The 26,956-nt window shown below is 42.8% G+C and carries 21 protein-coding genes; 5 read left to right on the top strand and 16 right to left on the bottom strand.

The annotated features are described in order from the left end of the window. From HMPREF1212_RS08870 to HMPREF1212_RS08815, 12 genes are all read right to left on the bottom strand, one after another. A complete protein-coding gene (locus HMPREF1212_RS08870) occupies positions 1-303 on the bottom strand; it encodes an HU family DNA-binding protein (protein WP_046149117.1) in 303 nt (100 codons plus the stop codon). 1 nt (position 304) lies between these two features. After that, positions 305-3,172: a fimbrial protein gene (locus tag HMPREF1212_RS08865; protein ID WP_046149116.1), complete on the bottom strand. Its 2,868-nt coding sequence runs from the start codon at positions 3,170-3,172 to the stop codon at positions 305-307. A 49-nt stretch (positions 3,173-3,221) separates the two neighbouring features. Beyond that, positions 3,222-4,202 (bottom strand): hypothetical protein, encoded by a 981-nt coding sequence (locus HMPREF1212_RS08860; RefSeq protein WP_046149115.1) that lies wholly within the window; start codon positions 4,200-4,202, stop codon positions 3,222-3,224. 374 nt (positions 4,203-4,576) lie between these two features. Then, the gene (locus HMPREF1212_RS08855; protein ID WP_046149114.1) at positions 4,577-5,374 is read right to left on the bottom strand and encodes a DUF6261 family protein; all 798 of its coding nucleotides are present in this window, start codon (positions 5,372-5,374) and stop codon (positions 4,577-4,579) included. A gap of 216 nt (positions 5,375-5,590) precedes the next feature. After that, complete coding sequence (locus HMPREF1212_RS08850) at positions 5,591-6,808, bottom strand: fimbrial protein (protein ID WP_046149113.1); 1,218 nt, start codon at positions 6,806-6,808, stop codon at positions 5,591-5,593. A gap of 12 nt (positions 6,809-6,820) precedes the next feature. Further along, entirely contained in the window at positions 6,821-7,942 is a 1,122-nt protein-coding gene (locus tag HMPREF1212_RS08845; RefSeq protein ID WP_046149112.1) for a fimbrial protein, read from the bottom strand. A 30-nt stretch (positions 7,943-7,972) separates the two neighbouring features. Beyond that, a complete protein-coding gene (locus tag HMPREF1212_RS08840; RefSeq protein WP_046150302.1) occupies positions 7,973-8,878 on the bottom strand; it encodes a FimB/Mfa2 family fimbrial subunit in 906 nt (301 codons plus the stop codon). 1 nt (position 8,879) lies between these two features. Then, the gene (locus HMPREF1212_RS08835; RefSeq protein ID WP_046149111.1) at positions 8,880-10,034 is read right to left on the bottom strand and encodes a fimbrial protein; all 1,155 of its coding nucleotides are present in this window, start codon (positions 10,032-10,034) and stop codon (positions 8,880-8,882) included. A 21-nt stretch (positions 10,035-10,055) separates the two neighbouring features. Then, on the bottom strand, positions 10,056-11,183 hold the full coding sequence (locus HMPREF1212_RS08830; RefSeq protein ID WP_046149110.1) for a fimbrial protein: 1,128 nt from the start codon (positions 11,181-11,183) through the stop codon (positions 10,056-10,058). A gap of 123 nt (positions 11,184-11,306) precedes the next feature. Then, the gene (locus HMPREF1212_RS08825; RefSeq protein WP_046149109.1) at positions 11,307-12,542 is read right to left on the bottom strand and encodes a fimbrial protein; all 1,236 of its coding nucleotides are present in this window, start codon (positions 12,540-12,542) and stop codon (positions 11,307-11,309) included. Positions 12,543-12,761: 219 nt separating this feature from the next. After that, a complete protein-coding gene (locus tag HMPREF1212_RS08820; protein ID WP_046149108.1) occupies positions 12,762-14,561 on the bottom strand; it encodes a hybrid sensor histidine kinase/response regulator transcription factor in 1,800 nt (599 codons plus the stop codon). 517 nt (positions 14,562-15,078) lie between these two features. Beyond that, complete coding sequence (locus HMPREF1212_RS08815; protein WP_046149107.1) at positions 15,079-15,360, bottom strand: HU family DNA-binding protein; 282 nt, start codon at positions 15,358-15,360, stop codon at positions 15,079-15,081. Positions 15,361-15,608: 248 nt separating this feature from the next. On the opposite strand from HMPREF1212_RS08815, the gene HMPREF1212_RS08810 reads away from it, so the two are divergent. From HMPREF1212_RS08810 to HMPREF1212_RS08795, 4 genes are all read left to right on the top strand, one after another. Next, entirely contained in the window at positions 15,609-16,667 is a 1,059-nt protein-coding gene (locus tag HMPREF1212_RS08810) for a fimbrial protein (protein WP_082099856.1), read from the top strand. After that, positions 16,661-17,500: a FimB/Mfa2 family fimbrial subunit gene (locus HMPREF1212_RS08805; protein ID WP_028728151.1), complete on the top strand. Its 840-nt coding sequence runs from the start codon at positions 16,661-16,663 to the stop codon at positions 17,498-17,500. The genes HMPREF1212_RS08810 and HMPREF1212_RS08805 overlap by 7 nt, the downstream gene beginning before the upstream one ends. A 4-nt stretch (positions 17,501-17,504) precedes the next feature. Further along, a complete protein-coding gene (locus HMPREF1212_RS08800) occupies positions 17,505-19,883 on the top strand; it encodes a hypothetical protein (protein ID WP_046149105.1) in 2,379 nt (792 codons plus the stop codon). A 214-nt stretch (positions 19,884-20,097) separates the two neighbouring features. Further along, positions 20,098-20,961, top strand: a complete 864-nt coding sequence (locus tag HMPREF1212_RS08795; RefSeq protein WP_046149104.1) for a helix-turn-helix transcriptional regulator — start codon at positions 20,098-20,100, stop codon at positions 20,959-20,961. On the opposite strand, the gene dnaB is transcribed toward HMPREF1212_RS08795, so the two are convergent. Next, positions 20,962-22,479, bottom strand: coding sequence for a replicative DNA helicase (dnaB, locus tag HMPREF1212_RS08790; protein WP_028728154.1), 1,518 nt, complete (start codon positions 22,477-22,479; stop codon positions 20,962-20,964). 195 nt (positions 22,480-22,674) lie between these two features. Here dnaB and HMPREF1212_RS08785 point away from each other — a divergent pair, with 195 nt between their 5' ends. Beyond that, complete coding sequence (locus HMPREF1212_RS08785) at positions 22,675-23,601, top strand: magnesium transporter CorA family protein (RefSeq protein ID WP_028728155.1); 927 nt, start codon at positions 22,675-22,677, stop codon at positions 23,599-23,601. 90 nt (positions 23,602-23,691) lie between these two features. Here the strand turns inward: HMPREF1212_RS08785 and HMPREF1212_RS08780 are convergent, their stop codons facing one another. From HMPREF1212_RS08780 to HMPREF1212_RS08770, 3 genes are read right to left on the bottom strand one after another with little or no spacing between them, the layout of a single operon-like run. Beyond that, positions 23,692-25,260: an Mfa1 family fimbria major subunit gene (locus HMPREF1212_RS08780; protein WP_046149103.1), complete on the bottom strand. Its 1,569-nt coding sequence runs from the start codon at positions 25,258-25,260 to the stop codon at positions 23,692-23,694. Positions 25,261-25,292: 32 nt separating this feature from the next. Then, a complete protein-coding gene (locus HMPREF1212_RS08775; protein WP_028728157.1) occupies positions 25,293-26,303 on the bottom strand; it encodes a DUF3868 domain-containing protein in 1,011 nt (336 codons plus the stop codon). A 13-nt stretch (positions 26,304-26,316) separates the two neighbouring features. After that, entirely contained in the window at positions 26,317-26,847 is a 531-nt protein-coding gene (locus HMPREF1212_RS08770; RefSeq protein ID WP_225608043.1) for a DUF3575 domain-containing protein, read from the bottom strand. Between the last annotated feature and the right edge of the window lie 109 nt (positions 26,848-26,956).

Genomic DNA, 26,956 nt, shown 5'->3' with positions numbered 1-26,956 from the left:
TTATACATTTTTGTCGGGTTCTTCTTTCTGCGGGTTCAGATGTTCCAGCAGGAATTTGCCCGGTTTGAATTTCACGCTGTTGCGGGGAGCGATCATACAGACGGTATTCTCGCGGGGATTCCTCGCCGGTCTTGCCGTCTGCTTCCATAAAGTGAATGAGCCAAATCCCATCAAACCGACTTCGCCGTCCTTCAACAGAGCTTTCTCCACCTCTTCTTCCCACACTCTGATATATATTGCAGCTTCCTCCTCTTCCAACAAGAGTCGGCCGGCTACTCTTTTTATTAAATCTGATCGGTTCATGTTAATTTGTTTGTTTTACATCTCTGACGCAACGATACTTTATCGTTTTTTCCCGCGGATAAGCGTTTGGATCTATTACAGTCGTAGTATTACCATCCCATAAAGTCATACTTTGTAGAAAATAATTATACCCGCAATAAAGTTTTTTGCCAGGAGCCATTGTACAACTAAAATAATTATTTTGGATATCAACTCCAGTATCGTTAGCCCTATTAAAAGCAATGATCAATAATTCTCTCTGGTTAGGAAGACGCCAACCCTCTTCCGCCTTTTTACAAGGATTCTTCAAACTTGCTTGAGAAGCATTGATATTATCATCCCCCCACTCTCCAACTTCAAAAGAATTCGGCAAGCGATTTTCTTCATCAAAATAATTATGTCCAAAAGTTAGCGAACCACTAATATTATCACGTTTAGCCCCATCATTCAGCTTCTCGAACGAATAATATCTACATGTATTATCACCATAATGATCATTGTTAGATTTAGTAACGAGCTCAACTGTATATGTAGCTACATCAACCAAATTACGAACACAACGATAAGGATAGACGATATTTTTTCCAAATTCCAAAGAAGCTACTTCAGAAGATTTCAGTACTTGAGGTTGAAAATCATAAAACGAGCTACTTAAATAAGTATAATCTGCATCAGCCCCTTCAGCCCCCTCATTGTACAACCGAGCATCTTTAGGTAAAACATTATCACCCACAGCTAAGCCTATATATTGTTTAATTGCCGGAAGATACCAACGTAATTCATTTTCATCAATAACACCATTGCCATTTAAGTCACGGTTTCTGGACAGACAAGCATAATCTGCATATTCAAATTGGGCAGTTAGACTATTACTTTTAAACTCGATATATGATTCCCAATTCCAATTATTTTTTTTATTCAGAAGTTCTGTTATATTTTTACGTCCTTGATCATAAGAATTTTTTCCAGGTTCGTTCTCACCTTTACCATAAGTCGTAATATTTTCATAATCCAGATTGATGCTGTTTTGCATATCAAAGACAAAAGCTCTCAAATTCTCACTTTCCTGTGTCCACTCAATTCCCCAACCATTTGTTCCTTTATCCAAATATCCTAAATCGTATACTGTACATATCGACTTTTGGGAGAATGTATATGATGCCATATTAATAGTACTTGTACTTGATGGATCACTATTCCGATTGAAATAAGTACATATTTGGATTGTACGAGGTTGCTGATTTACAAATTGGCTAAGATTCAAATCATCATAGTAATATTCATCGATAAAACAGGTGTAGCGAATTAGTGCGGACTCTCCATCCCCGTCAAAAGGATCTTTCTGAGAGTTATATTGATAATAATAAGCATCAAACAAATCTTCTTTAAAGCCCTCCGAATCCAGAGGTTCATCAGAAATATCGTCCTTATACTTCATGAAACCTTCATATCCATTTGTATTCCTTTTGTAAGTTACCCAGTCGATATCATTTGTACCATCTGTTGCGAAACCGTTTTTCGGAGTTGATGCATATATTAGGAAATTATCTTTGAATTTGTTGCGTGCAACTGTATAATCTTCTCCTTCACTAAATTTTGCACCATATTTCGATATTAAATCACCTATTTCCTTTCTTGAAAAAGAAATGACAGTCGTTTCATAATGTGCATCGAAAGTTCGGACATTATTTGAAGAGACAAACATATCACCGTCTCCTCCCCAAACTTGCTTATCTTCACCTTCCTTTTCTACTTCGACTATCAACTTATCTACACCTATCACATTAACCTTATAGACATAACGGTAATTACGGGAAATACTGAAATTATTAAATTCCTTCCCATAACCTTTGTCTGTCCAATCTCCCAAATGTATGTAATAGGTTGTAAAAGCTTTTACATACTTTTCTGAAGATTCATCTGTACCTATTGCTTCATTCGTCTGTCCGATATAAGTTCCTTTCAGGATCACATAGGTGGAATTGGTTGGAGCATTAACGAAGCGACAAGGGATGGATTCCTGTTTTTCACGTTCATCATAGGAAGAAATCGTATTAACAGACGTTTTCCTGTTTTCCATCATCAAAAAAGAGAAACCGACTTTTCCTTCTTTAGTCGTAAAAACCGAACTTTCTTTGGAAGATTCATAATCACTACTATTGCCCGGATAATCGTTATCCTGCTCCACTACCTTTGCGTATTGAGGGACATTTACTACTTGCCAACTATCGGCAACAAAATCTGCACCAGTATTAGAATAAACTTCAAATCTAATGGAAGACATTATTCTTTTTAAGTCGATATATCCACTTCCACCTGCAGAGCTAAGTAGAGAGCCATCTTTAACAACACAGTATCCTTCATCCTCATCCGCAGCATTCTCACTGACAAAACAGCCACTCATTAAAAATTGATTATCGAGTACTGATATATTGTTCTCCTGCAATTTGACCGATAAATTTTTCAAATCATCCAAATTCTTGACACTTTTCAATTCATCTTCCAGATTATTGAATATCGAACTTTTATAATTTGCAACAGCGTACACATACCTTTTACCGGAAAGAGTATTAAATGTTACAGTCTTATCTTTGATCTCATCAGATGTAAACAAATGAGGTGTGCCGACAATATTTTTCGTACCGTCTGCCGCTTTTTTAAAGATCAGGATTGCCAACGTATAGACCGGATCTTTATCGTCATTAAAATCCGTAGCTCTTGTATCGATCTTCATGGCTTCAGAAGTTCCGAATGAAACCGTGGCTGTTACGGGTATCCCTTCTTCGACTTCAATACCTTTTCCCGGGCCGACAAGAGTTTCATCCGAACAAGAGACAAGTATGAAAAGACTTGCCAATAAGCTGAATATGTTTTTGCCAGAATGTATCATAATATTTTATTTTTTATTTATCAATTGTGGATGTATAGCAAATACAAGATTAATTGAATGTTATTTCGTCTTGTTCGATCGTTTCAATTTCATGCAACTTATAAGTAAATGTCGGATCACAATTAACACTTACCGATAGAGCTGTTTCAATAGTAAGCTGATAAGATTTTCCATTTTCCAAAACAGATAACGGAGAACCGTCTTTTTGGAAAGGAACCGATATTGTTCTTTCAATAGTTACATCTTCTTTTCCAGCTGTAGAAATAACGATCTTAACGTTCAATACCAGAGAAGGATCATTCAGTTTGTATGTATAGAAATGGAAGTTATTAACGTCAAGCCCTATTACATCGTCCGGCGTTTCTCCGGCTCCGGCTTCCGGTTCAAATGAGGAAGTGCTTTGTATTTTTGCTTTATAGCTAATAGCATTGATGCGTGCTGTTACATCTCCTTCACCCGGTTCATTGCCATTTACGCTTGCTGTTTCTGCCACGTTTACCTGAACGCGAGCAGTAAGTTGAGATAATTCAACAGGTACAGAGACTTCACTGCCGGATATTTTCAGTTTAATTGCCGAACCTACTTTTACCAGGTCATTCAAACTGTCAAAAGTTTGTGCCTTAAAGTCTGCAGAAGTGTAAATAGCATCGAACTTTACTTCATCCGTTTCATCAAGATTTGCGATTACGAAAATGTCTACAAGACCTTCTTTAGTGTCAACATTCAGGGTCAAACCCGTAACAGCACCACCAGTCGCAGTATTTTTACCTCTTACATAACCGATGCGTTCTTTTGATACGTGTTCGAAGACTGCTATAATATAATTATTAATTGCAGTATCTTCTGATGTCAATGAATTGGCTTCAGCTTTCGTTCCTACCCCTTCCGTCATCATGCGTACAGATATAGAAGTTGTTCCGTTATTTACGTTTGTGTTTGTCATATTGTCGTCGATACCTTCTATTTCAGAAGAACATGCTGCGAATGACAGAACCATTAAGATTGCTAAGATGATATTTTTTGCGTTCATAGGAATGAATGTTTTTTTACTATTAAAATTTTACCCTTACGTTTACGATGCAAATGTACGGCAAGCCCGGATAGCGGACGATAGGCAAATATTACACCCAAGCGGGGTATTTTTTAAAGCCTTGATTTTGATATAAACACCCTATGAAAACGATAAATACACCTTACAAAAAACAGCTGTTCAACGAAAAAAATCACTTAAAAATCTGATGAAAAAATATTCTCATGAAAATTGAGAAAAATACCATACAACGTGAGAATATCCGCTTTTTTAATGAATACCCACATTGAAGAGGCATTTATTTCAAACCAAAAGGGGAAACGACCGACAGAATGACGGCGCTCCCCCTTTCTTCTCAAAAATACAACACGTCATTATTCAATTACCGGACGATCATCTTCACCGCCACCGCTACCACCACCCGGAGTCTCGGGGTCAGTTGGAGTGTCGGGGATCAACGGGGCATCCGACGGAGAAGTAACGGATTGTTTTAAAACCTGCTGTTTATAGTGTACTATCTCCTGATTTTGCAAAGTGATCAGATTTTTATAAAGGGAATCGCCTTCCACTGCGGCATGCGCATTAATCAGTTTGACTACTTCCTGATAAGCAGCATCGGTAATCTTACGGGCTTCAGCCAGTTTATAGGCCGGTTGTTCCAGCAATTCCTTGTTACGGCTGTCAGTGTAATTACGGACAGCGAAGTTCGATTCTTTCAGTTGAGTGAGAAACATTCCCAAGCCCAATTTTTCGACCTCGGCGGCATACTTGTTTTCCAGGTCGTTGATCAAGTTGAGCATCAGACCGGTTTCCTTATCTAACTGGTCTTTGGTTTTTATGTTATAATCCTTGATCAATTGCGAAACTTTAATGGCCGCATCGTGAACGGCTGTATCGGAAACGGCCAGTTGTGCCTTCACTATGTTTTTTATAGCAATAAAAAGGGAGTCACGTTTACTGTCGAACTCGGCGATCTTATCCGTATTCAGGCTTTTTTGCGAAACTTTCAGGGCTTCATCTTCGAGGTCGATTGCCTGTTTATAACGAGCCAATGCTTCCGTGATCTTTTCTTTTACTGCCGTCTCGGCATCGATACGGGCATAAAAGTCGGTGTTGTAGAGGAAATGCGCTCCGTTATTCATACGGACTACGCTAATTTTGTTGATTTCCATGTTATAAAATTTTTTAGGTGAATATTCTTCTTGCAGAGCTTCAGAAGCTCCGCGCTGTCCCGCTGAACAAAAAAACGTGCTTCAAAACGTCCGCGCTGCCGGTTTGGGGGTTCTGACGTGCTGCAAGACCTCCAATCCGGCGGCGCGGACGCTTTGAAGCTCTGCAAGACCTCCGGCGGGACAGCGCGGACGTTGTGCAGAGCTTCAAGGGGGTTATCAGTTTACTCCTTCATGCTGGGTTTCTTCGACAGACCAGTCGTCGGGAGTGACGGTTACGATTGCAGAGGCGTTTTCGCGGTAGGTCTCGTCACCGGAGCCTTTTCCGGTGATCGTGGCGCTGATGCGGATCACATAATTGCGGATTATACCGGGGAGCGGCTTCTCTTGGGTATCTTTCATATCTTTCAGGCGGACAAAGAAATAACGGTCTTTCAGGATCGGATCTTCACCCGTTTCAGGCAATATATCTCCTTTCAGGATCAGCGTGGTAGGCAAGGTGAGTCCGCTTTCCGTATTTTCCGTTACGTAGCAGCGCCAAGGGTTCCCGCCATTTATCTCTTCCGATTCAATGGAATTTCCGCTAGAAATGATAACTGACTCAGCATCTTCTGACGGATTAAATAAATTCAGAGTTTCCAGATAGCTGGCGGAGCCAGACTCCTTACCATCCAGATAGGAAAGCCCGTCAGTTCCGTTTTTCACTTCGACCGACTGATCACCAGTACTACGATCTGTCAGATAAGTATGGCTTTTTACCTGAGTGGCATAAACCCGCTTCAGAAGGAAACGGGCATTGGCTTTTTTCAGGTCGGTGGCATTCTCATCACTCCAGGTCACGCCGATCTTCTCAAAGTCGATACGGCTGGCGGTACGGTAGACACTGACCGGTGAAGTACTATGGAATTTAGCTCCTTCCGGAGCGTCTTTAAAAACATCTTCAGAACCGATATAATTGGCTCCCGGATCAAGAGTAATATTCTTGAACTGGCTGCACATAGGTTGGTTGTCAACCTTAATATCTTTCAAGGCAAAAGTTTCCTCCTTCAATTTCTCGAGCGTTGAAAAGCTCTTATTTCCTACATTGACAAGGATTACATACGTATAATTTGTAATGCTTTTGGCACTGATCCGGATAGTATCGGGAGTTTTGCTTCCCCCCGCTCCTGCCGCGTAATCCACATAAGACGAAGTCAGCAGGCTACCATCCTCCTTGAACAAGGCGGCACAGATATTATTGATCTTTGCTTCACCCGCTAGCGTTTCAACCGCATTCGTTGCACGGGGCGAGCTTTTTGTCAGTACCGAGCCGGGAGCGACCGACAACGTCAGCGTTGCATCCTGCGGAACGATCACTTCGGGTTCGTCGTCGCCGGAAGAACAGGAAGCCAGCAAACACAGGGCCAGCAGAAAGGGGGCGATATAGATTGGTTTCATATTATTATTCTTTTATTTTATTTCTTCAGTCTGATGTACATATCCCCATCCAGCCACTTCGACACGAACGTCGAGCGAAGCATCGTCGTCGAAACTGGTTTCCGTGAAAGTGACGTGGAGACGGTAGATATAATTCCGTTTCACGTAATTATGATCGTAGCCGTTCAGCACACCGTTGCGGTTGATCGGCGAAGTGAAGATACGGGTCTGGTTCGATTCCACCAGGGTCGCCTTTACGACCAGCAAGGTCGGGGCGGCATCCGACGAGCTGTTTTCAAAGGCATAGGTTTCGAAAACAGGTGTCAAGCGAGGGGTATTGTCGTTTACTGTCAGGTTGAAATCGCTTCCGAGGTAATCGGACGGATGGGAACCGGGAGCAAAAAGGGAAGCTGCTTCCGAAACGCCTGCACCGTATATCAGCGCAGCTTGTCCGGCAGGGGCTTCCACTTTGCCCCAGTCCCCTTCACTGAAGAATAAGGATTTACTTTTAACGTTCGCCAAGGCGATATGGTCGATCCGCACCGTACATCCCTTCAGCGAAGAGCCGGCGAAGCGGGTCTGGATGGTATTCATTTCCACACGGGCGGCAATGCGGGTGAGCAGCAGCGGGGTGGAAATATTGTCGATGTTCTCCCCTGCCGTAAAGCCGATCAGGTTGTCCTCCCCTTTTACAAGCGCCTGCTCGGTACGGATCACCTGCGTGCTGAAGGTCAGCGACTCCTGCGACTGCGATGCGAGATCGGCCAGGCTCGACTGCAACCCGGCATAAGAACCGATCGAACCGGCTACACTTTCGGGAAGGTTGGCCAGCACGACAAGCATGATACGTTCCGGCCGTGTTTCTATATCGGTAACGGTCAGCATGTCTGATTTGGGATTTTCCACACGCCCGTAGCCGATCCGTTCGGAGCCATCGCTGTTGAATACATAGGCTGTCAGGTTGTGTATATCGCTTTCGCCGGGCAATGCGTTCGGGTCGTCGCCTGATGCCTTACTTTCCGACTGGCTGCGCAATTGCAGCCCGACGGAAAGATTGGCCTGTTCAATCGAAGGCGTTACTGGCTCGTCGTCTTTTGAACAGGATACCAACAGCATGGCAACAGATATGAATAATATAAATTTATGTAAGATCATCTTTCTAAACCGGTTTAATTGTTGATTGACTTAAAATTCGATATGGTCGTCCACCGTTCCCCAGGGACGGATTGCTTGCCGGACGGAAAGCAGGGAGCCGTTTTCGGCGAAACGAAGCACGACGTAGAGCACACCGGCTTCGGGAGCTTTCAGCGGCTTTCCGTCATCATCGTGAGTAGCAACAGCCAGCGTACGGTCTTCGGCCGTCAGCTCCACGCCCAAGTTATCGCCTGAGCACATCCGGTAGTTGGGGGCGAAATATTCTTTGTTTTCATCCCAACCGGCATCAGGCGAGTAATAGACGCTATCCCCGGTCAACTGCCCCTGGTAGTCGAAACCGCTCAGGGTACGGTTCACATAATAATCGCAATCGATATCTTCGTGGGTCGTTGAGGGGAAGTTCTTTTCCAATGCGTATCTGATATTCTCCGTAACGATATTGACTTGCGAGAGTTTAGGGCGAACAACGATCGTATCGTCCTCGTAAATTCCCCCGCCGGCTTTCGTCAGCACCAGACGGTTGCCATAGAAAAGATCGTCGGGTTTCTGAGCCAAACCGTCACGGCTTTTAAGCATGACTGTCAACTCTTCAATCAGCTTGCTTTCCGTAACAGTTTGGTTTTCTCCCGAAAGATTTCCCCAGGCTACCACATGTAGGTTACGATCTTCGGGATATATAAGTCTGATCTCTTCGCGGTTGCGTATCTGATTTTGCGTCAGGCGAACCGTTTCCAGATAGGAATAGTCTTCATCGAAAACATAGAGGGAGGCGTCGGTCAGGGCTAATCCCGTGACATCTTCGCCTTTTGCATTTTCGGCTTTCAGGGTCAACTTATAACAGGCTGCAAGATTTTCCTGAATGCAACCGGTCAGCGTCAAAGCTGCGGTACAAACGGCTGCCAACAGCCATCGACAAGGGTGATTGATCTGTTTCATATTATATTTCGATTTCTTCATCAATTGTTATTGTGTCGAGTGTCACACCTTCCCATGTTTCCACACTGATAGTGACAGACATCTTGACATTATCCTTGTTATCTCCGGGTTCGGGCGATCCTTTTCCCTCGATAGTCACTTCAATCTTGTAAATGGTGTTACGCTGAACGCCTTTGGCAAGTTTGATGCGGTAGTAACGGTTCGTGAGGACGGGTTTGTTATTTTTGCTGTCGTACAAATCGCCTTTAATATAAAGGATGACAGGAGCACTCCCACTCTCTTTTGTATCAGAGTTGGTCATGGCATAAAAATGGGCAAGGTCAATCTTACTCGTTGTTGAATTGATTGTAACATCCTTGCATTCATACAAAAGATTTTTATCGGGTATATTTCCGGTAACAATATCACCACCTGTCTTATCAATACCGCACAAATAACCATCCTCCTTATTTTCCAAAGCATGTTTTTCTGCATCATTCATGAAATCCCAACCTGTCATATCGAACAAATAAGATTTGGGACGGACATTAGCCAGAAACACCTGGGTTAAACGGAATTCCAGACCGTCTATCCCTTGCAGGTCTTTGTTTGTATCTGTATTTTCCCAATTGACATCCAATTTACTCAGATCCACACGGCCGACTACCCGTTTCACTTTTTCACTTATTTCATTCACATTTTTTTTATCACCTTCAATAGCCTTTATCTCTACATCCTGGGCAATGTTGCTCATTACAAAACCATTCTCCCCTCCCTGTTCAGGCAACGAAGCTATCAAGTCATAATAATCTTTCGGAATGAATGAGTTCACCTCTTTGGTGTTGGCCATCACCAACATTTTATATATTCCGGTTTTCAGGGCAACAGTAACTTTTTTCTCACTTTCGCTACCAGTCATTTCCTTGTAAGTATGTCCTATCACTTCATTTTTGGCTGCATCGATAAAAACCACAGTCAGGTTTTTAATTGCGTTCTCTTTTTCGTCACCTGGCTGTGTTTCGGATTCCGCTTTCGTTTTGGCAACGCCATCGACTGCCACAGAGACAGTGACTAAAGCATCTTCACCGCCCGGAGTCGGCGACGGTTGTTCCTCCTTTGAGCAGGAAGCCATCAGCAAACCGGACAACAACAGGATGTATATTTTATTTCGTTTCATATCGGATTTGTTTTATCTGGATTAATCAATCGACGGGTTTTCAACGATTTCGCCCCAGGCTTGCACCTCCACCATGCTTGTAAGCGTAGTATCAGAGCTCTTGGGCCCTTTAATAATAGCATCGATCGAGTAGATGACATTACGTCGAACATACAGGTGTTCCGTAACATTCGTGATATCGTCGTGCTGCCTGTTTACTACAATCGGGTAATCGATATTCTTTATTTCCTGTATATTCCCGCTTTTATCTTTATAGCGGTAGGTTCCGCGAATGATCAGGAGCGTGTGCCAGGTTGTTTCCTTCATATTTTCGTAAACGAAATAAGCATTATCTGCACAGTTTGCGATAAGGCCTGTTTCTTCCGTCACACTCCGGAAATCATAATTATAGGCAGTACGCAGGTCGGCGGATAATTTCGGTGCATTGTCTTTATAGACATTTTCGAGGTCGGCATTTTCGCCAGCCAGGAATAAATCGGGAAGGGAATGATTGGTTACTTCAACAGCACCCCAGTCGCTCTCACTGATATAATGGGAATAATTCTTTACGTTGGTCATAAAGACGGATTCAAGTTTAAAACTTGCCCCATCAGCGTATTGCTCTAAGGGACGCAGGAATAGTTTGTTCAGATAAACACGGGCAACCGTACGGTAGACAGTTACCGGAGAAGCCGTGATCAGGTTCGCTCCTTGTTTTTGCAATCCGATCGTGTTCTTACCGGGTTTCAAAACATAGGAATGTACGCCCGAGCTCATTGTCGGGGTTGTATTTTCGTTTTCAAGTTTTTGGGTGAGGGTCAGAAATTGATCCAGTGAGGTTAAACCGTCGAAAGTTCCTTCAGGTGCGTTGGCAACGAGAAGCATACGGATAGTCCCGGCTTTGAGCGGGGTGATATCTTCAATTGTGTCTGTTTGTCTGACTTCGCGGGCGACGATCAATTTGTCTGCATTCTCGCCCGAAGTACCGAAAATGGCTACATAAAGTCTATCAATCGCGGAGTCGTTGGCTTTTGAACCGATCTGCGGGATCGTGATGCGTAATGAGAGTGCAGCTTCCCCGGTCTCGTCTATTTCCTGTCCTCCGTCGTGGGAGCAGGATAGCAAAGCGAGAAACAAGAAAACGTTGTAAAATAAAACCCTATTGTTCATATATTAATAGTTTTATATATCGGCAAACCGGAAAGTTTTTAAGAATAAGAATAAATCAATCCGGGGAATTATCCCCCGGATTGATCGGTGTGATCCAAATTGGATGTATGAGCTAATTGATTGTTAGTCGATATCGGGGTTAAGAACTACCTGTCCCCAAGGAACTACTTCGATCTTAGAAGTTAAGCTGGCTGCATTACTTTCCGGATCTTCAGAGCCACTACCAGGGCCTGTTATTGTTACATTCAAAAGATATTTTACGTTACGCAATACTCCACAATGTGAAGGGAAACCGGCATCACCTGACACAGGGTCAGTATTGTTGATAACAGTCGTCCAATATGCATCTTCTGATTTTATTATTTCGCCACCTTCAACAGCCCTATACTCATAGTCACCTCTAATAACAAGGAGTGTTGCATTATCTTTAGGTGAAACGATTGTAGATGTTGATGAATTATCATAAACAAATATCCGAGCATCCGGAAATGTTTTCTCAGCAGTTGTACCAGAATAGTCTATCACATTCTCAGATGAGAACAATTTTATATACTTTGAATAAATACCCTGATTGCCATAAATTGTATTACCTGTAATCAAATCTGCTCCTGTATTAACAACCGGGCACCAGAAATTATCCGCTTTTCCAAAGACTGAAACACTGGAACGAACATTCGATACATAAATAGACTTTAATGTAAACTTAGCATACTGACCTTCCTTACCAAATCCTGAACGAGGATTAACTATGATTTTCGGAACCTCTACCCTTGCTACATTACGATAAACTTTAATATTTTCAGTTGCAGCAACAGTTCCTTTATTATCTTCTCCAAATACAGTAGAAGCATTAGTTGCAATAGTATTTCTACCTTTCGCAACAGTGATATCATAAGCGTTACTAGACATTAATAAATTATTTTCATCAATAGAAGCATCTGATATTGCTGTCAAATAACCGGCATAAGTATTATATGACTTAAACATATCTGCAGTAGGATTAGCCACAACCAGTACTTTCACTACTCCTGATTTAACAGAAACACACGCCGTTGTATCTGCACCAGCTGAATTATCCTGCTCTGCATAACCAATCAATGCACCTTCTGCCATACTCGGTGACATTGCACCTGCATTAAACACAGCAATACCAATTTTACCAATAGTATTATATTGGTTATCATCTGCTTTTGTCAAGCTCTTTAAAGTTGAGCCATTATTTCCTACCGAACTAAATGCCACCGTTAGTGTAGCATCCATTTCCAAAGCCGGATCCGGGATATTCGGATCATCATCGTTTGAACAAGCGCTGAATGCGCATGCAACCATAGTTGCGTAAATTAAATTCTGTAATTTCATAACTTATATGTTTTAAATGTGATAAATCATTTTACTACCCTATACTTAAATATCGACTGTCTTGAAGATTAAGATTACTTTGTTGTTTCTTGTTGACAGTGCAAATGTAGACAGCCATATTTTGATAAGCTGGCGGTATATTTATCACCCATACGCGGTAATTTTTAAATGATAAAAATTCCTACGTTTATTTACATTTATTTTAAAGAATACCATGCTTTATACCCTTACCGGCTGCCCATATTGAGAAGGATTTACACCATATTGCTCGATAAATCGTTTGCGGAAGGTCGCCATATCATTAAATCCGACCATTTCGCAAACCTCCGTAATAGTATATTTCTGCTGCAGGATCAGTTGAGCCGCCCGCTTGATACGGACACTTCGCGTCAATTCCAGAATACTGCAATTGGAGAAAGCTTTTACCTTGCGGTAAAGTGTCGGGATACTCATACTCATTTCATCCGCCAGGAATTTTGCATCGAAGCAAGGATCTTCCAGATGCTCTTCAATGGTCTGCACGATCTTATTCATAAATGCATTTCCTGCGATTTCTATCTCGTTGAGCGGAGCAGGTACTTCAACAGAAAATCCTTCTGTATCAGGAACCGATTGCGTATAGAATGCCCGCATTTGTTCGCGGCGTTTTAGCTGACTGATCAGTTTACTGCGCAACACTTCCAGGTCGAAAGGCTTAGTGATATAATCATCCGCACCGGCTTCAATGCCGGCTATCACATCTTCGTTTTCCACTTTAGCCGTCAACATGATAACCACCGTCTGGCTGGTACCCGGATTTGTCTTTATCTCCCGGCAAGCGGTAAACCCGTCTTTTACAGGCATCATGACATCGCACAGAATACCGTCGGGACATTCTTTTTTTGCCATCATCACCCCTTCCTCCCCATTACAGGCTTCCAGTATCCGGTATTCTTTCCCCAAAGCCAGTTTGAGGAACCAACGTATCTGGTCGCTATCATCGATCACCAACAGTTTTTTACCGGTTTCTTTCTTCTGCGGAATAAGTTGTACGAAACCGGCAATCTCTTCTTTCTGAAATTCGTTGAGATTGACCAGGCTGCTGTCGGGTTCCACAAATTCGACCGGCAATTCCATCAAAGAACTTTTCCCCAACGGGATCAGGATCGTACAACGGGTTCCAGCCTGGCCTTCCATTGTCTCCTGTATAAACTTCGCACGAACTGTTTCGGCCATATCAGTGATCTGTTTCAAACCGATACGGGCACTGTCCTGCGCATCGAGTCCGTCATCCTGTATGCTCAACGAACAATAAGATTTACCGTCTACCTTAACAACCGCTATATTGATCGTGATCTTGCCATACATAAATGTATTTTTCAACGAATTGGATAGTAACGTACGCAACGCATACTCTATTTTCCGACGGTCTACCCATACCCATAAAGCCTGCACCTGGGTATTGATCTTAAAATCGATATTGTTCATAGCAATCCAATCGACAAACAGGTCGCATATCTGTTTGGTAATATCCACCAGATCGTAGCGGGCTATGCGCATATGGTTAGCCACATCGTCGCCGTGGCGTATATCCTGCAATTGATACATCATATCCTGCAAAGCCAGCGTATTACGATAGGCCGACAATACCTGGGTGGAAACAAGCCCGTCGAGTTCGCGATTGAGAACCAACTGTCCCAGGTAGCCCAATATCAACGAGAGAGGCGTACGCATTTCGTGCACGGCTTCAACAAAAAAGGAATTGTGAAGCTTTTCCAGTTCTTCAGCCCTTCTGATCGCTTCATTGTATTTGGCTTCGTGTTCCAATCCCCAGCTATCTGTTTCTTTTATTTTGTTCACCATGAGCTGCTGTATCTCACGATTCTTGATAGTCAGCGTATCAATGGTGCGCTTCAACTCTTCATTTTCCAGCTTGAGCGTTGCCATAGCAGTCTCTCCTTGTTCATTTTCCTTTTCCTGCTTCTGTTTATTATGAAACAGAACAGTAAAAAGCGTTCTAAATTGATTGATCATTTCCATTGTATCCGGATTTATTATTTTTCATTTATTATCTTGTCCGATCTTTTATCCTATTTTTTGCTTTTCAGTAGAATTACGGTAGCTTTTTTATCGATTTTTCGCTGATTATTTATCCCAAATGACTAATCGCACAGGTCGATTTGTAATACAAGGACTACATGTAACGACTGGTTTATAGACACTTAAGACTTACAATACAATTTATACTTAGTTCATACAGAACTATGGTTCAATAAGATAGACAAGAAATTTGTGTTGTTATTCAACACGAATTTCTTGTCGGAAAATAATAGATCGCGAAAAATTGGAGAAGTATAAAAGAATATAGGTACAAGCCATAAGGATTTTTTGTCCTTGAAATGCTACCGGCTTATAATTTGATCATAAAACAGGGAAAATGGGAAAAGGAAGAATATTTTGGGGATACTTTATAAAATAAAGCCTGCAATTAGTTCATATCAGATTATTTTATAACTTTGAAACCGCAAAAGGTAGAGTTCTGTATGAACTAAGTCAATTATTCGGTCTTATTCAGTTTGTCCAGAAGATCTCTGCTTGGCTTCAGACGGACAGTATTTCGGGGAATAAGCATAACCCCCTCTCCCGTCCTGGGATTCCGGGCTAAACGCGACGATTGGGGGTGAAGAAAAATTCTTCCAAAGCCATAAATGGAAACATACTCTTCTGTTTCCAACCCTTCGACCATAATATCCAATATCGTGTTTATATAAGTACGGCTCTCCACCAGACTGATATCCATTTTTTCAGATAGTTTTCGAGCCATCTGCTCTTTGTTCATCTTCTATTTATAATTTATTCAGCAACGACAGGGTACAAAGTTCGGATTTTCAAGCATACAATGCAATTCACATTTCTTTCATAATATGTTCTATTCTTTCGTTCTCCATCCAAATAAATACTATTTTACTATATATTGATCGAAATATATAAGCGAACGCCATTTTTATATAAGAATCGAAGTTTTGTTTCATCGTAGATTTGCGCAATCAAAACCAAAAGATAACATATATTTCAATCAATAAAAAAATGAGAACAACGAGTAAATTAATCACTGTAATGCTTGCATTGGCCTTATTGGGCGCTTGTAGCAAAAATGAAATGAATGAATTAGGTAATGGAGAGGAAGCATCTATCACAATTACACTAAAAGGAGAGAACCTATCTTCTAAAGCAACAGGTAGCACTTCTGACACAGAAACCGACGAACGCAAGATCGTAAATTACAAGGTTTATGTTTTCAGTTATAACAGCGGTGTACTTGAAAAAGAAGTAGACGGAATTGTTAGTAATGGCGTAGCCGGATCAACCCAGATAGACGGATTGAATACAGCAGGTACAAAACGTGTAGTGGTTGTAGCCAATCTTCCCGCCGGATTCCCAGCCATCGACAATTACGACGATTTTGGAACTGCGGCATTCGATCTCGGATTACAAAATCCGGCAAACCGTGCAATAACAGGCCTTGTCATGAGCGGCGAATCATCAGAACTGACATTGACCAGCGGAAGTCCTGTTCCGGTAACCGTAAGTATCAAACGTGTAGTTGCTAAAATAGAATTAGGCTCCGTTACAATCACTCCGGAAGCGGGCCATACGGAAGCGTTTGTTCTGACTCAGGTCAGTATTCAGAAAGCTAAATCAAATGCGAATATAGGTCCTGTGACAATTGTATCGAATGCCCCGTTTTATGGAGGCTTAAGTGGTACGGAAAGTTCCGTTCCCAATCCCGATAACTATTTACTGGATGCGATCTCCACCGATCAGCCGAACGGGTCGCCTAAAGTGTTCGACAACTTCTTTTATGTTTTCCCGAACGACGAAGTGGGAGCCGAAACTTTGCTGACCATTACCGGAACATACAAAGGTAATATTACCCATTTCCCATTCCGCATTAACAGCATCGTTTCCGGTACTGCCGACGGAACGCTCATTAAACGGAATACCCGCTATATCCTCAATGTTACACTGAAGAAATTAGGAAGTGGAACAACTGACCCGGATACTCCTGGAGATCCTGCTGCTATAGAAGTAACAGTCACGCCCGAAGGTTGGGAAGGTCCGCTGGTACAAGATCTGGAATGGTAAGACCAACGATCAGAGCTATCGTTCCGTTTTTGTTGATCTTATTGCAAACGAGCTGTATCCGTGAAGATTTACAGGAATGTGAAGAAGAATATTTTGTCACAATAAAGGTAGTGGACATACTTACCGGAGAAGATATTACAACCTCCGGAGAAGTCGGTCATGCCGGGTTATTCATCTTTGATGCAAATGAACAACTCCGGTACACGGTCAATGTCGACTCCAATCATATCCGGCAAAAAATTCCGGTTTTGATTACCCCGAAAATAATTGGTCATCATTGGATATCCGTCTGGGGAAACCTGGAAGGATATCCACCTGAGACATCCAGTGGCGATCTCTTTTTTGGTATTACGAAGATCACCGGATCAAAGGTAAGAAATGAAGAGATAATAATTTCCAGGAAAAATGCCCGGATGTACATAACCGTCCGGGGACTTCCGGCTCTGTATAATGCTGCGGATTATTATTTTTCGATCGATCTCAACAATAACGGATATGACCTCAAGGGAACACCAATCCCGCATGCAACAACGATCAAGCAAAATGGCATCACGCTCGAAAACAACGATTTTGTCTCTCTCTCCTCTTTCAGTCTGACCCATACCAACGGCAATAAGGAGGACTATGCAACCATCAGTCTTTACAAAAAAAGACCCGGTACAGAGAATAGAGAAGATATATTAATAGCGAGTATAAATTCTGATTTAAACGGAAACCACATTGTTCTTCCTGCCGGCCAGACTACAAACCTGCTGATCGACTTGTGTCAAGAGATCAACGTCCGTGTCAAAATAAGTCCCTGGGATAAAACAGAACAATGGGTCGAATGGTAATAATATGAATAAAAGATATCAAATATTAAACCGGATAACTGGCTGGCTACTACTTCTGCTGGTATACAGTCTATCAACCTTATCCTGTTCCGACGAATCGTTTATCGGTGATGAGAACGGCAAGCAGGTAGAAAACCGGATGCCTGTCCGGCTGACAATTAACACGCCTGACACCCAAAAACCGGATACACGTAATATGAACCTGGAGGAACATATAGAGGAAGTACACATACTGGTTCTTTCAAAGCCGGCCGCCGAATCCGAATACCAGTTCCTTTACAGCGCGGAGGGAGCGAATATAAGCTATCCCAACAACCATACGACCACATTCACCGCTATGCTCAAATCGTCGGACAACCCAATCAAGCTGATACTAATTACCAATGCCAGTCAAACCATAGCAGAGAAATATCCGGAAGCCGGTGATACAGAAACCCAAATAAAAGAAAAACTGGTATATCAGTTGGGGAATAGCGACGGCTACCCACAACCGATCACCGGTAGTCTGCCCATGTATGGAGAATACTCGCTCCCAAAGCTGGAAGCCGGTAAAGTAAATGATGACATACAAATTAGAATGTTGCGCTCCGTTGCCAGAGCCGATATATATAATAATGATGCCACAGGACATTTCCGTTTACAAAACGTACAGGTGTTCCGTCCTTATAACAAAATACAACTTATTCCGGGAAGTACTATCGTCAACAGCAACGGAGGACCGAAAGTCGATATACCTTCCCTACCCGAACAGGCGACCTTCTATCCCGTAGATTTTCCCGTGCCACAGCAGGAGACAACATCAGGAGCAACTTCAATCGAACAGATATATCTTCCGGAAGCCCCGGCCCCGGCAACAGATAAACAAATAAGCGATGCGACCTGTCTTATTGCCGGTGGTATTTATGATGACGGCATCTATCCGGCCCGAACCGTTTATTACCGGATCGACTTTAAACCTTCCGGCCATCCGTTCGGACAAATCCTGCGGAATCACCGATATATGTTTCTTATACAGAAAGTTTCAACTGCCGGCTGGGACACACCCGAAGAAGCGGCTGTAAACGCATCTTCCGGTATCATTGCCACCGTCGAATCATGGGATGAACATACGACCGACATGTATTTCGACGGGGAACATCACTATGGCGTTTCAACCCGTCATCTTAAATTACAATACCGGATGAACTCCAAAGGTGTCATTTATATCGATACAGACCTGACAGGCGAGCTCATGCAATGGGTAGATACAGACGGTAACCCCATTGACAATAACGAATTGTCTTCCTCTTTGTCGAGCGCCCGTTTTGAAGTCTCCCTGACCCAGGAAACAGATAGCGATAACAATATCCGGAGAGTGATTCAATGTCGTGCCAAGCAGCCGAACAATAGTTACTCCGACTATTCCGAATATATTATGATACATGTAAACCGTTGGAAGATAATGATAACAATCACCCAATCGGCAAACAGCAGCAGAGACGAAATCATCCATATATTGAGTACCAACGGTATCGGAGGTATCGATTATGCTTCATCGAGACCTATGAAAGCGATACTCGACAACCATTTTGGTGTCGGAAAAACGATCCAGCTCGGAGGAATAGAATATTCCCAGATCCCTATCACTATCAATGAGACTAATTTGCCTTATAGCAAGTTGGTACAACAAGATATTTTAGTACTGGGCTACGACAGCCGGCCTGATTCCGCTTCCGCACGCCGCATCCTGGACTGGCTCGGGGCAAGAAAAAACAGAGTACTTGTCATAGGTACCGACTGGAAAGCCCCCGGCATTAACGACAGTAGCGGTAGCGGACGGCCTGAAACAGCCTATACAACTAATTACCAGTTACTGAAATTACTGCGGGAAGATGTAACCCCTTATTGGTACAACGGAGCAAACAACGAATCAATCGGTGATACAGGCCCTTTACGTTCAGCACTGATTGCCTCATTCGATCCTACTGCTAACAATGACTATTTCTTCCGGACAGGTCCTTTTACAGAATCACTGGCTACAGGGATCATAGACTGTGGCTACTGGATAAGCGATGGCATCTGGGGACGTTTGGATGTCCATTCCTCTAACATCATCCCACTCATCCGTTTCAAGAATGTGGTCAAAGACGACGGCTCCGGCTCACTCCCATCCTACAGTCCCTATCCGGAAGGAGATGGACGGATGATACTGGGAATAGACAAAAAGAAGCGAATCGTTTATGTGGGCGATTCACAGATTTTTGAAATAGGCTCGGGAAATGCCGTAAAAAGAAATTCACGGATCGACAACAATGCCGGTGATCTGACTAACGACTATTCGCGAATCATGGCTAATCTATGGGCTTGGATGATCGAAGAAGTTGTATTAGGAAACAATGAATAACCGTAAATCATAACAAACAAGAAATATGAGTATCCTATTTCAACACAACAACAACAATACATACGAATAAGGAGACAAAACAACGATAAAGCCCGTTTTGTCTCCGCATAATACGTCAGTCAGTCATTAAAAAAGACAATTATAGCACCAAACAAACAAAAATCGATACATACTTTTGTCGAATTCTGATAATTACATAAAACTAAGACACATTATGGGGATACTTTATAAACATGAACATGTTTCCTGCAACAATTTCCGGTTACCAGCACAACGTACCTTCCAGGTTTTCCATCTTCATCCCGAAGAAAAATGTATGGAACTTGACAATTCCAGATCTATCCTCCTTTTTATTCTGGAAGGAGAAATTATGTTCAGTAATGACGCTGTCCACAAGCAGATACTACAAAAAGATAATATTGCATTGATACCCGTAGGTAGCCATTATTCCATCGAAGCAAGAAAAGCAAGCCACATACTCACCTGCCGGTTCAGCGATGATATCAGATTATGCAACCGTATTCATTTTGAATCTTTGTCTAAATACAAAAAGAGAATAGCTTACAGTCACAACACATTGAAATTCCAAGAAGAAATCCAGATTTTTTTAAATTTACTCAATAGTTATATAGAAGACGGAATCGGCTGTAAACATCTGCAGGAGCTAAAATTGCAAGAACTTTTTATATTATTCAGGGCTTATTACACAAAAGAACAACTGGCCGCCTTTTTCCATCCGATCCTTAGCCGGGATACGGATTTCAACCACTTCATTCTATCCAACTATCGGTCGGTGGCAAATGTGGAAGAATTTGCACGTCTGGCTCACATCAGCCTCTCGGCATTCAACCGTAAATTCAAAAAACATTTTAATGAACCTGCTTATCAATGGATGCTACAACGTAAAACAGAGGGGGTACTGGAAGATATCCGAAGCACGAACAAATCTTTCCTGGCGATCTCACTCGATTGGAATTTCTCTTCGCAGGCCCATCTGACTAAGTTCACCAAACAACAATGCGGCCTGTCCCCCTCACAGATTCGGGAACAGGCCGCACATGACCTAATATTCGATTAATTAAAACGGAACCTCGCTACTACTACCCTGGTTCAGGAAGTCTGCTCCGGCCGGCGGTATCGGGGGCAACGGATCTTCGCTGTTCATATTCGATGAGAACTCGCGCACTGCCACATCTTCATCTATATTCATGAACTTCGCATAATCGCCCTTGAATCGCAGACGCACATCCCCTGTCGCACCGTTACGATGCTTGGCGATGATGATCTCCGCCAGTCCGACCAGCGAGTTACCACGTTCATCTTCCGTAATCTTATAATATTCAGGACGGTGGATAAAGCAAACCATATCCGCATCCTGCTCGATCGCTCCTGATTCACGAAGGTCGGCCAACTGCGGACGCTTTCCTTCGGCTCCCTGACGGCTTTCCACACCACGGTTCAACTGCGACAGGGCGATGATCGGGATATTCAACTCCTTCGCTAACCCTTTCAACGAACGGGAAATGGTACTTACCTCCTGTTCACGGCTGCCGAAAGTCATACCGCTCGCATTCATCAACTGAAGGTAGTCGATGATGATACATCTTACCCCATGCTCACGTACCAGACGACGTGCTTTGGTACGCAACTCAAAAACCGAGAGACTGGGCGTATCGTCCACAAAGATCGGGGCGTCATACAGTTCCTTGATCTTGAAGTCGAGCTGTTCCCACTCGTAACTTTCCAGGCGTCCGCTCTTGATCTTCTCACCCGGAATCTCACATACGTTCACGATCAGACGGTTTACCAACTGAACGTTACTCATTTCAAGAGAGAACAGGGCTACAGGGACGTTATGATTAACCGCCATATTCTTCGCCATAGAAAGCACGAATGCCGTTTTACCCATCGCAGGACGGGCAGCGATAATAATCAGGTCGGAGTTCTGCCAACCGGAAGTGATCTTATCCAACGCATCGAATCCGGTACGTGTACCGCTCAAACCTTCCTTCTGGTTTGCCGCCTTCTGCAACAACTCCATCGCATCCTTGATGACCGGGTTGATCTGGGTTACGTCTTTCTTTACATTACGCTGGGAGATCTCAAACAATTTTCCTTCGGCTTCCTGCATCAGGTCTTCCACGTCGATCGTCTCGTCGAACGCCTTTCCCTGGATCATGGCGGTAAAGGAGATCAACTCTCTCGCCAGGTATTTCTGCGCTATGATACGGGCATGGTATTCGATATGCGCACTACTGGCCACTTTACTGGTCAGCTGCGAGATATAGAACGGGCCGCCCACCAGATCGAGTTCGCCACGTTTCCTTAGCTGCTCCGTTACGGTAAGCATGTCCACCGGTCGCTGGCTGACAGCCAGGTCTACTATTGCCGCATAGATCATCTCATGCGATTTCTCGTAAAAACATTCCGGTTTCAACAACTCACTGACAACAGAATAAGAATCTTTTTCAAGCATCAAGGCACCTAAAACGGCCTCTTCCAACTCACGTGCCTGTGGCTGCAAGCGCCCCATATCGGGCACCATATCAGGCTTTTTCTTTCCTCTTCCACTATTATTTCTAGTTCCTTCTGCCATTTCTGTATGTTTATCGGGGATCAAAATTACAATTTTTATTTGGTATTCGCCCCTTTTTTCTACCTTTGCACCCGTAAAAAGTAATTAACAAATTATGGACGACAGTATTCCGCGAGAAACAAGAACAAGTAAAAATTAGCGAGGCAGGGATTTCATATTTCCTCTGCCCGTGTAAGTAAACGAAAGGAGGCAATAATGAGATCATTTCTTTATTGTGAAGCCGGTTTTGTGGAAAAAACCAATTGGCTTCCTAACTGCTGGGTAAATGTAGAATGCCCTACCCCGGAAGATATCCAGTATCTTTTAAATCAATTTCACGTACCTGAATCATTCCTGAGCGACATTGCCGATACCGACGAACGGCCGCGTATCGAATATGAAGGTAACTGGCTGCTGACCATTCTCCGTATCCCGGTACAGAGCACGGAAAGTGGTATTCCCTTCACTACCGTTCCGATCGGTATCATTACCAACAATGAGGTCATCATATCCGTATGTTACCACAAGACAGAGCTTTTGCCCGATTTTATCCGTTACAGCCGACGGAAAGAGCTTGTTGTACGTCATAAATACGATCTGATCCTGCGATTGATCCATTCGTCGGCTGTCTGGTTCCTGAAGTACCTGAAACAGATCAACAACGAAGTGGCACGTGCTGAAAAAGCCCTGGAGAAAAGTATCCGTAACGAGGACTTGCTACGGTTGATGAAGCTGGAGAAAAGTATGGTTTACTTCAATACGTCGATCCGTGGAAACGAAGTGATGCTTTCCAAACTGCAAAGTATCTTCCAGGAGCCGATGTATATGGATGCGGAACTATTGGAAGATGTGGAGACGGAGCTGAAGCAGGCGCACCTCACGGTAAATATTTACAGCGATATCCTTACCGGTACGATGGATGCTTTCGCCTCGATCATATCGAACAATGTGAATACGATCATGAAACGCATGACATCCATTTCGATCATCCTGATGGTACCTACGCTAATCGCCAGCTTTTATGGTATGAATGTGATTAATAATATTGAAGAGATGCCGCACGGGTTTATCTTTATAGTACTTATCTCCATTACCTTATCGGCTTTAGCGTTCTTTATTTTCAGGAAGATCAGGTGGTTCTGATATACATTAATAAAAATAGCCCCGGAATAAACCGGGGCTACAGGTTTGTTTGTACGGAAACAATAGATGTCTCCTGAAAACAATATATACTTATTTAAGGGTTGCGCCGCCATCTCCTCCCTGGTTCCGGACAATCCAGGGTAACACATTAAAATCCATTTTTAGATAAGCTTCATATTCATCCGGCTTTTCGGGGTCTACCTCCGGAGTGCCTGAGCCAAGTCCTGAAATATTAGTCACCAGTAAACGATAAATATTATTGCGTACAATGGCAAACTCCATTACTCCCATCTCATTCTCCTTATTATTATCCAGATGTCTGATCCAGTAATTATAATAGCAATAATAGCTCGACACTTCCGGATCTTTCCGGTAACGTTTTACAAAAACCTTCGCTAACTCTTCATCAGTCGATCCTTCTGTAATGCCATCTAATTTGAGACCCGCATCTTTCATTGCCTGGATACCAGTATAAAATTTATAGTTCGCATAATAAATAACATCAGGTCTCGCATCGGTTATTTCCTTATTCTCTCCCCAAAGAGTTGTAGGTGTAAAGCTGGCTTTAAACCGGACTCCGGTCGAATAAGCGTTCAACTGAGCCGTTTTAAACATACAGTTTTCAAGACAATAAAAGCCATGAAACGAGTTAACCGGTACAGACTGCCAGTTTTCGGCAATCGTCTTTAAAGGATAAGCATAATACCCATCCGGATTATCAAAACCTTCAGCCCTGTCTATCGTCTTTGAGAAAAAATAAGGATCGATCACATAACCGTTAGTGGGATTTATTTCTCCAAAATTCCCATTTGTTATAGTATAGGAAGAAGGTTCCCGGTTTGTACTCAGAACTGCCGTATGACGGAAAGTGTAAAACCAACGGCTTAAGTTGATATACTGGAACCCGGACAGGCTGATGGAAACATATTTATCGCCATCGCCGGTCGTCAGATCGTATTTCTCTTTCGACTGTCCGACCAATACCTTAGCCATAGCCCGTTCCAGATTTATAGTTATAATAGTAGGATCTTCCGACGGCAAAACTTCACGGACAGTCACTTTCAAATTCAAATCCGTACTACCCTCATACAAACCGCTATTGTCGGCACGCCCTGTCATCAATAAAGTTCCATCCTCGGTTAAAACCCCGAAGCCGTCTTTATAAGTAGATTTGTCCACCAGGTTGATAAACTCGTTCTCTGTATTGAAAGAACCTGTCACATCCCCATTGGCAACCGTAAAAATATCATACGTCCCCGGATCTATCAAGACCCTGTTGGCCGTGTACTTTACAATATGTTCACTCTGGTTTCCGGAAGGAGCATTTTCCGGAATCTGCGGCCCTGCCGTACGCGTTATATTCTCCAGCGAGATCTTTTTATATAAAGCCTTCGTATCCGAATTAAACAGATAAACGGCAAGCGACTTTACATTATACTCATTGGCAGTACCGGTCTCATAAATACCCGAAGTTTCCGCACTGCCGGCTTTGCTCGAAGAACTGTTAGGAACGACAAAAGCAAACCGGACATTTCCTTCTCCCCCGTCTACAAAGCCGGAATTATCTTCCGGAAATACATCCGCATCGTTAATGCAGCCGGACAAACCCAGTACCAGGCATAACAGCCATGCTGATTTTGCAAAAAAGTTGTTTTTCATGTGATAAATGCTTTTAGTTAATAATTATACATTTAATGACGTTTATTATTCTCAAAAAATGCAGCCAAATTCATACCGGCCTCTTCCGACCCTTCCGCTTTTGCCGCTTTCAGCAGGCGAATGCCTTCATACAGATTCCCGGTCATCAATTCGTACACCCCTTTGCAATTTTTATAAGCCAGGGTTTCATGGGGTGCCATCCGCAGATACTCCCCGGCTGCCTGCCAGTTGCCCTGCTCGATAGCTGCCGCTGCCGCATTCAGATTGGCTACCGGATGAGCCGGGTAAATCTTTACACTCGTTTCTATTATCTGATAAAATTTCCCCGGTTCATTTTTATAACTCAACGCCACCATATACAATTCGCGTAAAGAAAGCATCTGGGGATTTATTTCCGCCACGACCCTGGCTTCTTCCAGGTTAAAATTCAATTCTTTCTGATTCCGGACATCGGTCGCATCGCTTTCAGGAGAAATGTATGAAGCCTTTAAACCGGATACATCCGAAGCCTTCGGCGAAGGTGTAACATCATTGGTTGCAGTAACTCTCTTTACCTCCGATGACCTTCCCGGTTCCTTCAGACCGACCGTTTCCTGAACAATTTCCCCGGAAGAAGCCAGCTTGTTTACCTTCAAATACAGTTCCGGCATACGCATCCAATTTTCGGAAGCCACAGACGTATGATAGACCACTTCACAAGGATATTCTCCCGACAGCTCCCTGACAAGAAAATATTTCTCCCCTTCAATACCTTTTCGTTTATTCAATACACGGTTCCGTTCATATATGCGATGTCTTTTTTTACCGTTCAGCAAGACCGGAGCAAGTTCTTTTTCCTGCCTGTTCTCTTTTACCATCGGAATAATGGTAAGCGATTCGTCTGATGTGAAATCATGGGTATTGACAATACATTTTACCGATACCACCAACGAATCACCTTTCACAAAACATGATTGCGATTTTATCTCCACATCAATATCCTTTGCATATAAGGAGTTGCTAATAAAAAATAAGCCCAACAACACGAGCGGATTAATTTTCATATTTATCGTTTTTTTATTGTATAAAGTAAATTAGAGATATGCCTATTTGTGTCGGTCCCACATAATTGGTATGCGCCTTTTCTATGCGGGGCGTTCCTTTTTCCTGCCTGTATTTATCATAACTCAGATAAGCATACCCCAAAGCAATGCTAGCTTCCAGATTCCATAACGGGCTTATCATCCATTGGTATCCGTAAGAAACTCCGGCACCAACCAGATTTCCCTGAAAACGATAATCGGATAGTATTCCTCCCCAATTAAAACGCGCATAATGAGCCTGTATACCTACAAAACTTCCCTGAAAAACTTCCCCGAACCATCTTCTGAATTCCGGTTGTATAAGCAGATGTTTCATCTTCTTGTTATCAGCAAAAGTCCACGGGTTGTAACTGATAATAGAACTGAATGAGTAGGCTTCTTTGCATTTTATTTCACCTCCAATATTCAAAGACGACGTCAAATCATAAAGCATGTTTGTTTTCACTGCTATATTCTGAGAATTCAATTCAGATAAACAACTGATAATCATTGTTATAAAAATCATGCTCTTAGGACTATAAAGCCTAATAAACATCTTACGACAGATTATCATAATAACACCAAAAACAACCATATAATTACTTTTATATCGCATATTAGATATCACAAAAAAA

Source organism: Parabacteroides sp. HGS0025 (assembly GCF_000969845.1).
Lineage (GTDB): Bacteria > Bacteroidota > Bacteroidia > Bacteroidales > Tannerellaceae > Parabacteroides > Parabacteroides gordonii.
This window is presented reverse-complemented; position numbering and strand designations above follow the sequence as displayed.

Bases quoted from the DNA above. Each gene is read 5' to 3' on its own strand.
- HMPREF1212_RS08870 (WP_046149117.1), bottom strand. From the start codon at position 303: ATGAACCGATCAGATTTAATAAAAAGAGTAGCCGGCCGACTCTTGTTG.
- HMPREF1212_RS08865 (WP_046149116.1), bottom strand. From the start codon at position 3,172: ATGATACATTCTGGCAAAAACATATTCAGCTTATTGGCAAGTCTTTTC.
- HMPREF1212_RS08860 (WP_046149115.1), bottom strand. From the start codon at position 4,202: ATGAACGCAAAAAATATCATCTTAGCAATCTTAATGGTTCTGTCATTC.
- HMPREF1212_RS08855 (WP_046149114.1), bottom strand. From the start codon at position 5,374: ATGGAAATCAACAAAATTAGCGTAGTCCGTATGAATAACGGAGCGCAT.
- HMPREF1212_RS08850 (WP_046149113.1), bottom strand. From the start codon at position 6,808: ATGAAACCAATCTATATCGCCCCCTTTCTGCTGGCCCTGTGTTTGCTG.
- HMPREF1212_RS08845 (WP_046149112.1), bottom strand. From the start codon at position 7,942: ATGATCTTACATAAATTTATATTATTCATATCTGTTGCCATGCTGTTG.
- HMPREF1212_RS08840 (WP_046150302.1), bottom strand. From the start codon at position 8,878: ATGAAACAGATCAATCACCCTTGTCGATGGCTGTTGGCAGCCGTTTGT.
- HMPREF1212_RS08835 (WP_046149111.1), bottom strand. From the start codon at position 10,034: ATGAAACGAAATAAAATATACATCCTGTTGTTGTCCGGTTTGCTGATG.
- HMPREF1212_RS08830 (WP_046149110.1), bottom strand. From the start codon at position 11,183: ATGAACAATAGGGTTTTATTTTACAACGTTTTCTTGTTTCTCGCTTTG.
- HMPREF1212_RS08825 (WP_046149109.1), bottom strand. From the start codon at position 12,542: ATGAAATTACAGAATTTAATTTACGCAACTATGGTTGCATGCGCATTC.
- HMPREF1212_RS08820 (WP_046149108.1), bottom strand. From the start codon at position 14,561: ATGGAAATGATCAATCAATTTAGAACGCTTTTTACTGTTCTGTTTCAT.
- HMPREF1212_RS08815 (WP_046149107.1), bottom strand. From the start codon at position 15,360: ATGAACAAAGAGCAGATGGCTCGAAAACTATCTGAAAAAATGGATATC.
- HMPREF1212_RS08810 (WP_082099856.1), top strand. From the start codon at position 15,609: ATGAGAACAACGAGTAAATTAATCACTGTAATGCTTGCATTGGCCTTA.
- HMPREF1212_RS08805 (WP_028728151.1), top strand. From the start codon at position 16,661: ATGGTAAGACCAACGATCAGAGCTATCGTTCCGTTTTTGTTGATCTTA.
- HMPREF1212_RS08800 (WP_046149105.1), top strand. From the start codon at position 17,505: ATGAATAAAAGATATCAAATATTAAACCGGATAACTGGCTGGCTACTA.
- HMPREF1212_RS08795 (WP_046149104.1), top strand. From the start codon at position 20,098: ATGGGGATACTTTATAAACATGAACATGTTTCCTGCAACAATTTCCGG.
- dnaB (WP_028728154.1), bottom strand. From the start codon at position 22,479: ATGGCAGAAGGAACTAGAAATAATAGTGGAAGAGGAAAGAAAAAGCCT.
- HMPREF1212_RS08785 (WP_028728155.1), top strand. From the start codon at position 22,675: ATGAGATCATTTCTTTATTGTGAAGCCGGTTTTGTGGAAAAAACCAAT.
- HMPREF1212_RS08780 (WP_046149103.1), bottom strand. From the start codon at position 25,260: ATGAAAAACAACTTTTTTGCAAAATCAGCATGGCTGTTATGCCTGGTA.
- HMPREF1212_RS08775 (WP_028728157.1), bottom strand. From the start codon at position 26,303: ATGAAAATTAATCCGCTCGTGTTGTTGGGCTTATTTTTTATTAGCAAC.
- HMPREF1212_RS08770 (WP_225608043.1), bottom strand. From the start codon at position 26,847: ATGATTTTTATAACAATGATTATCAGTTGTTTATCTGAATTGAATTCT.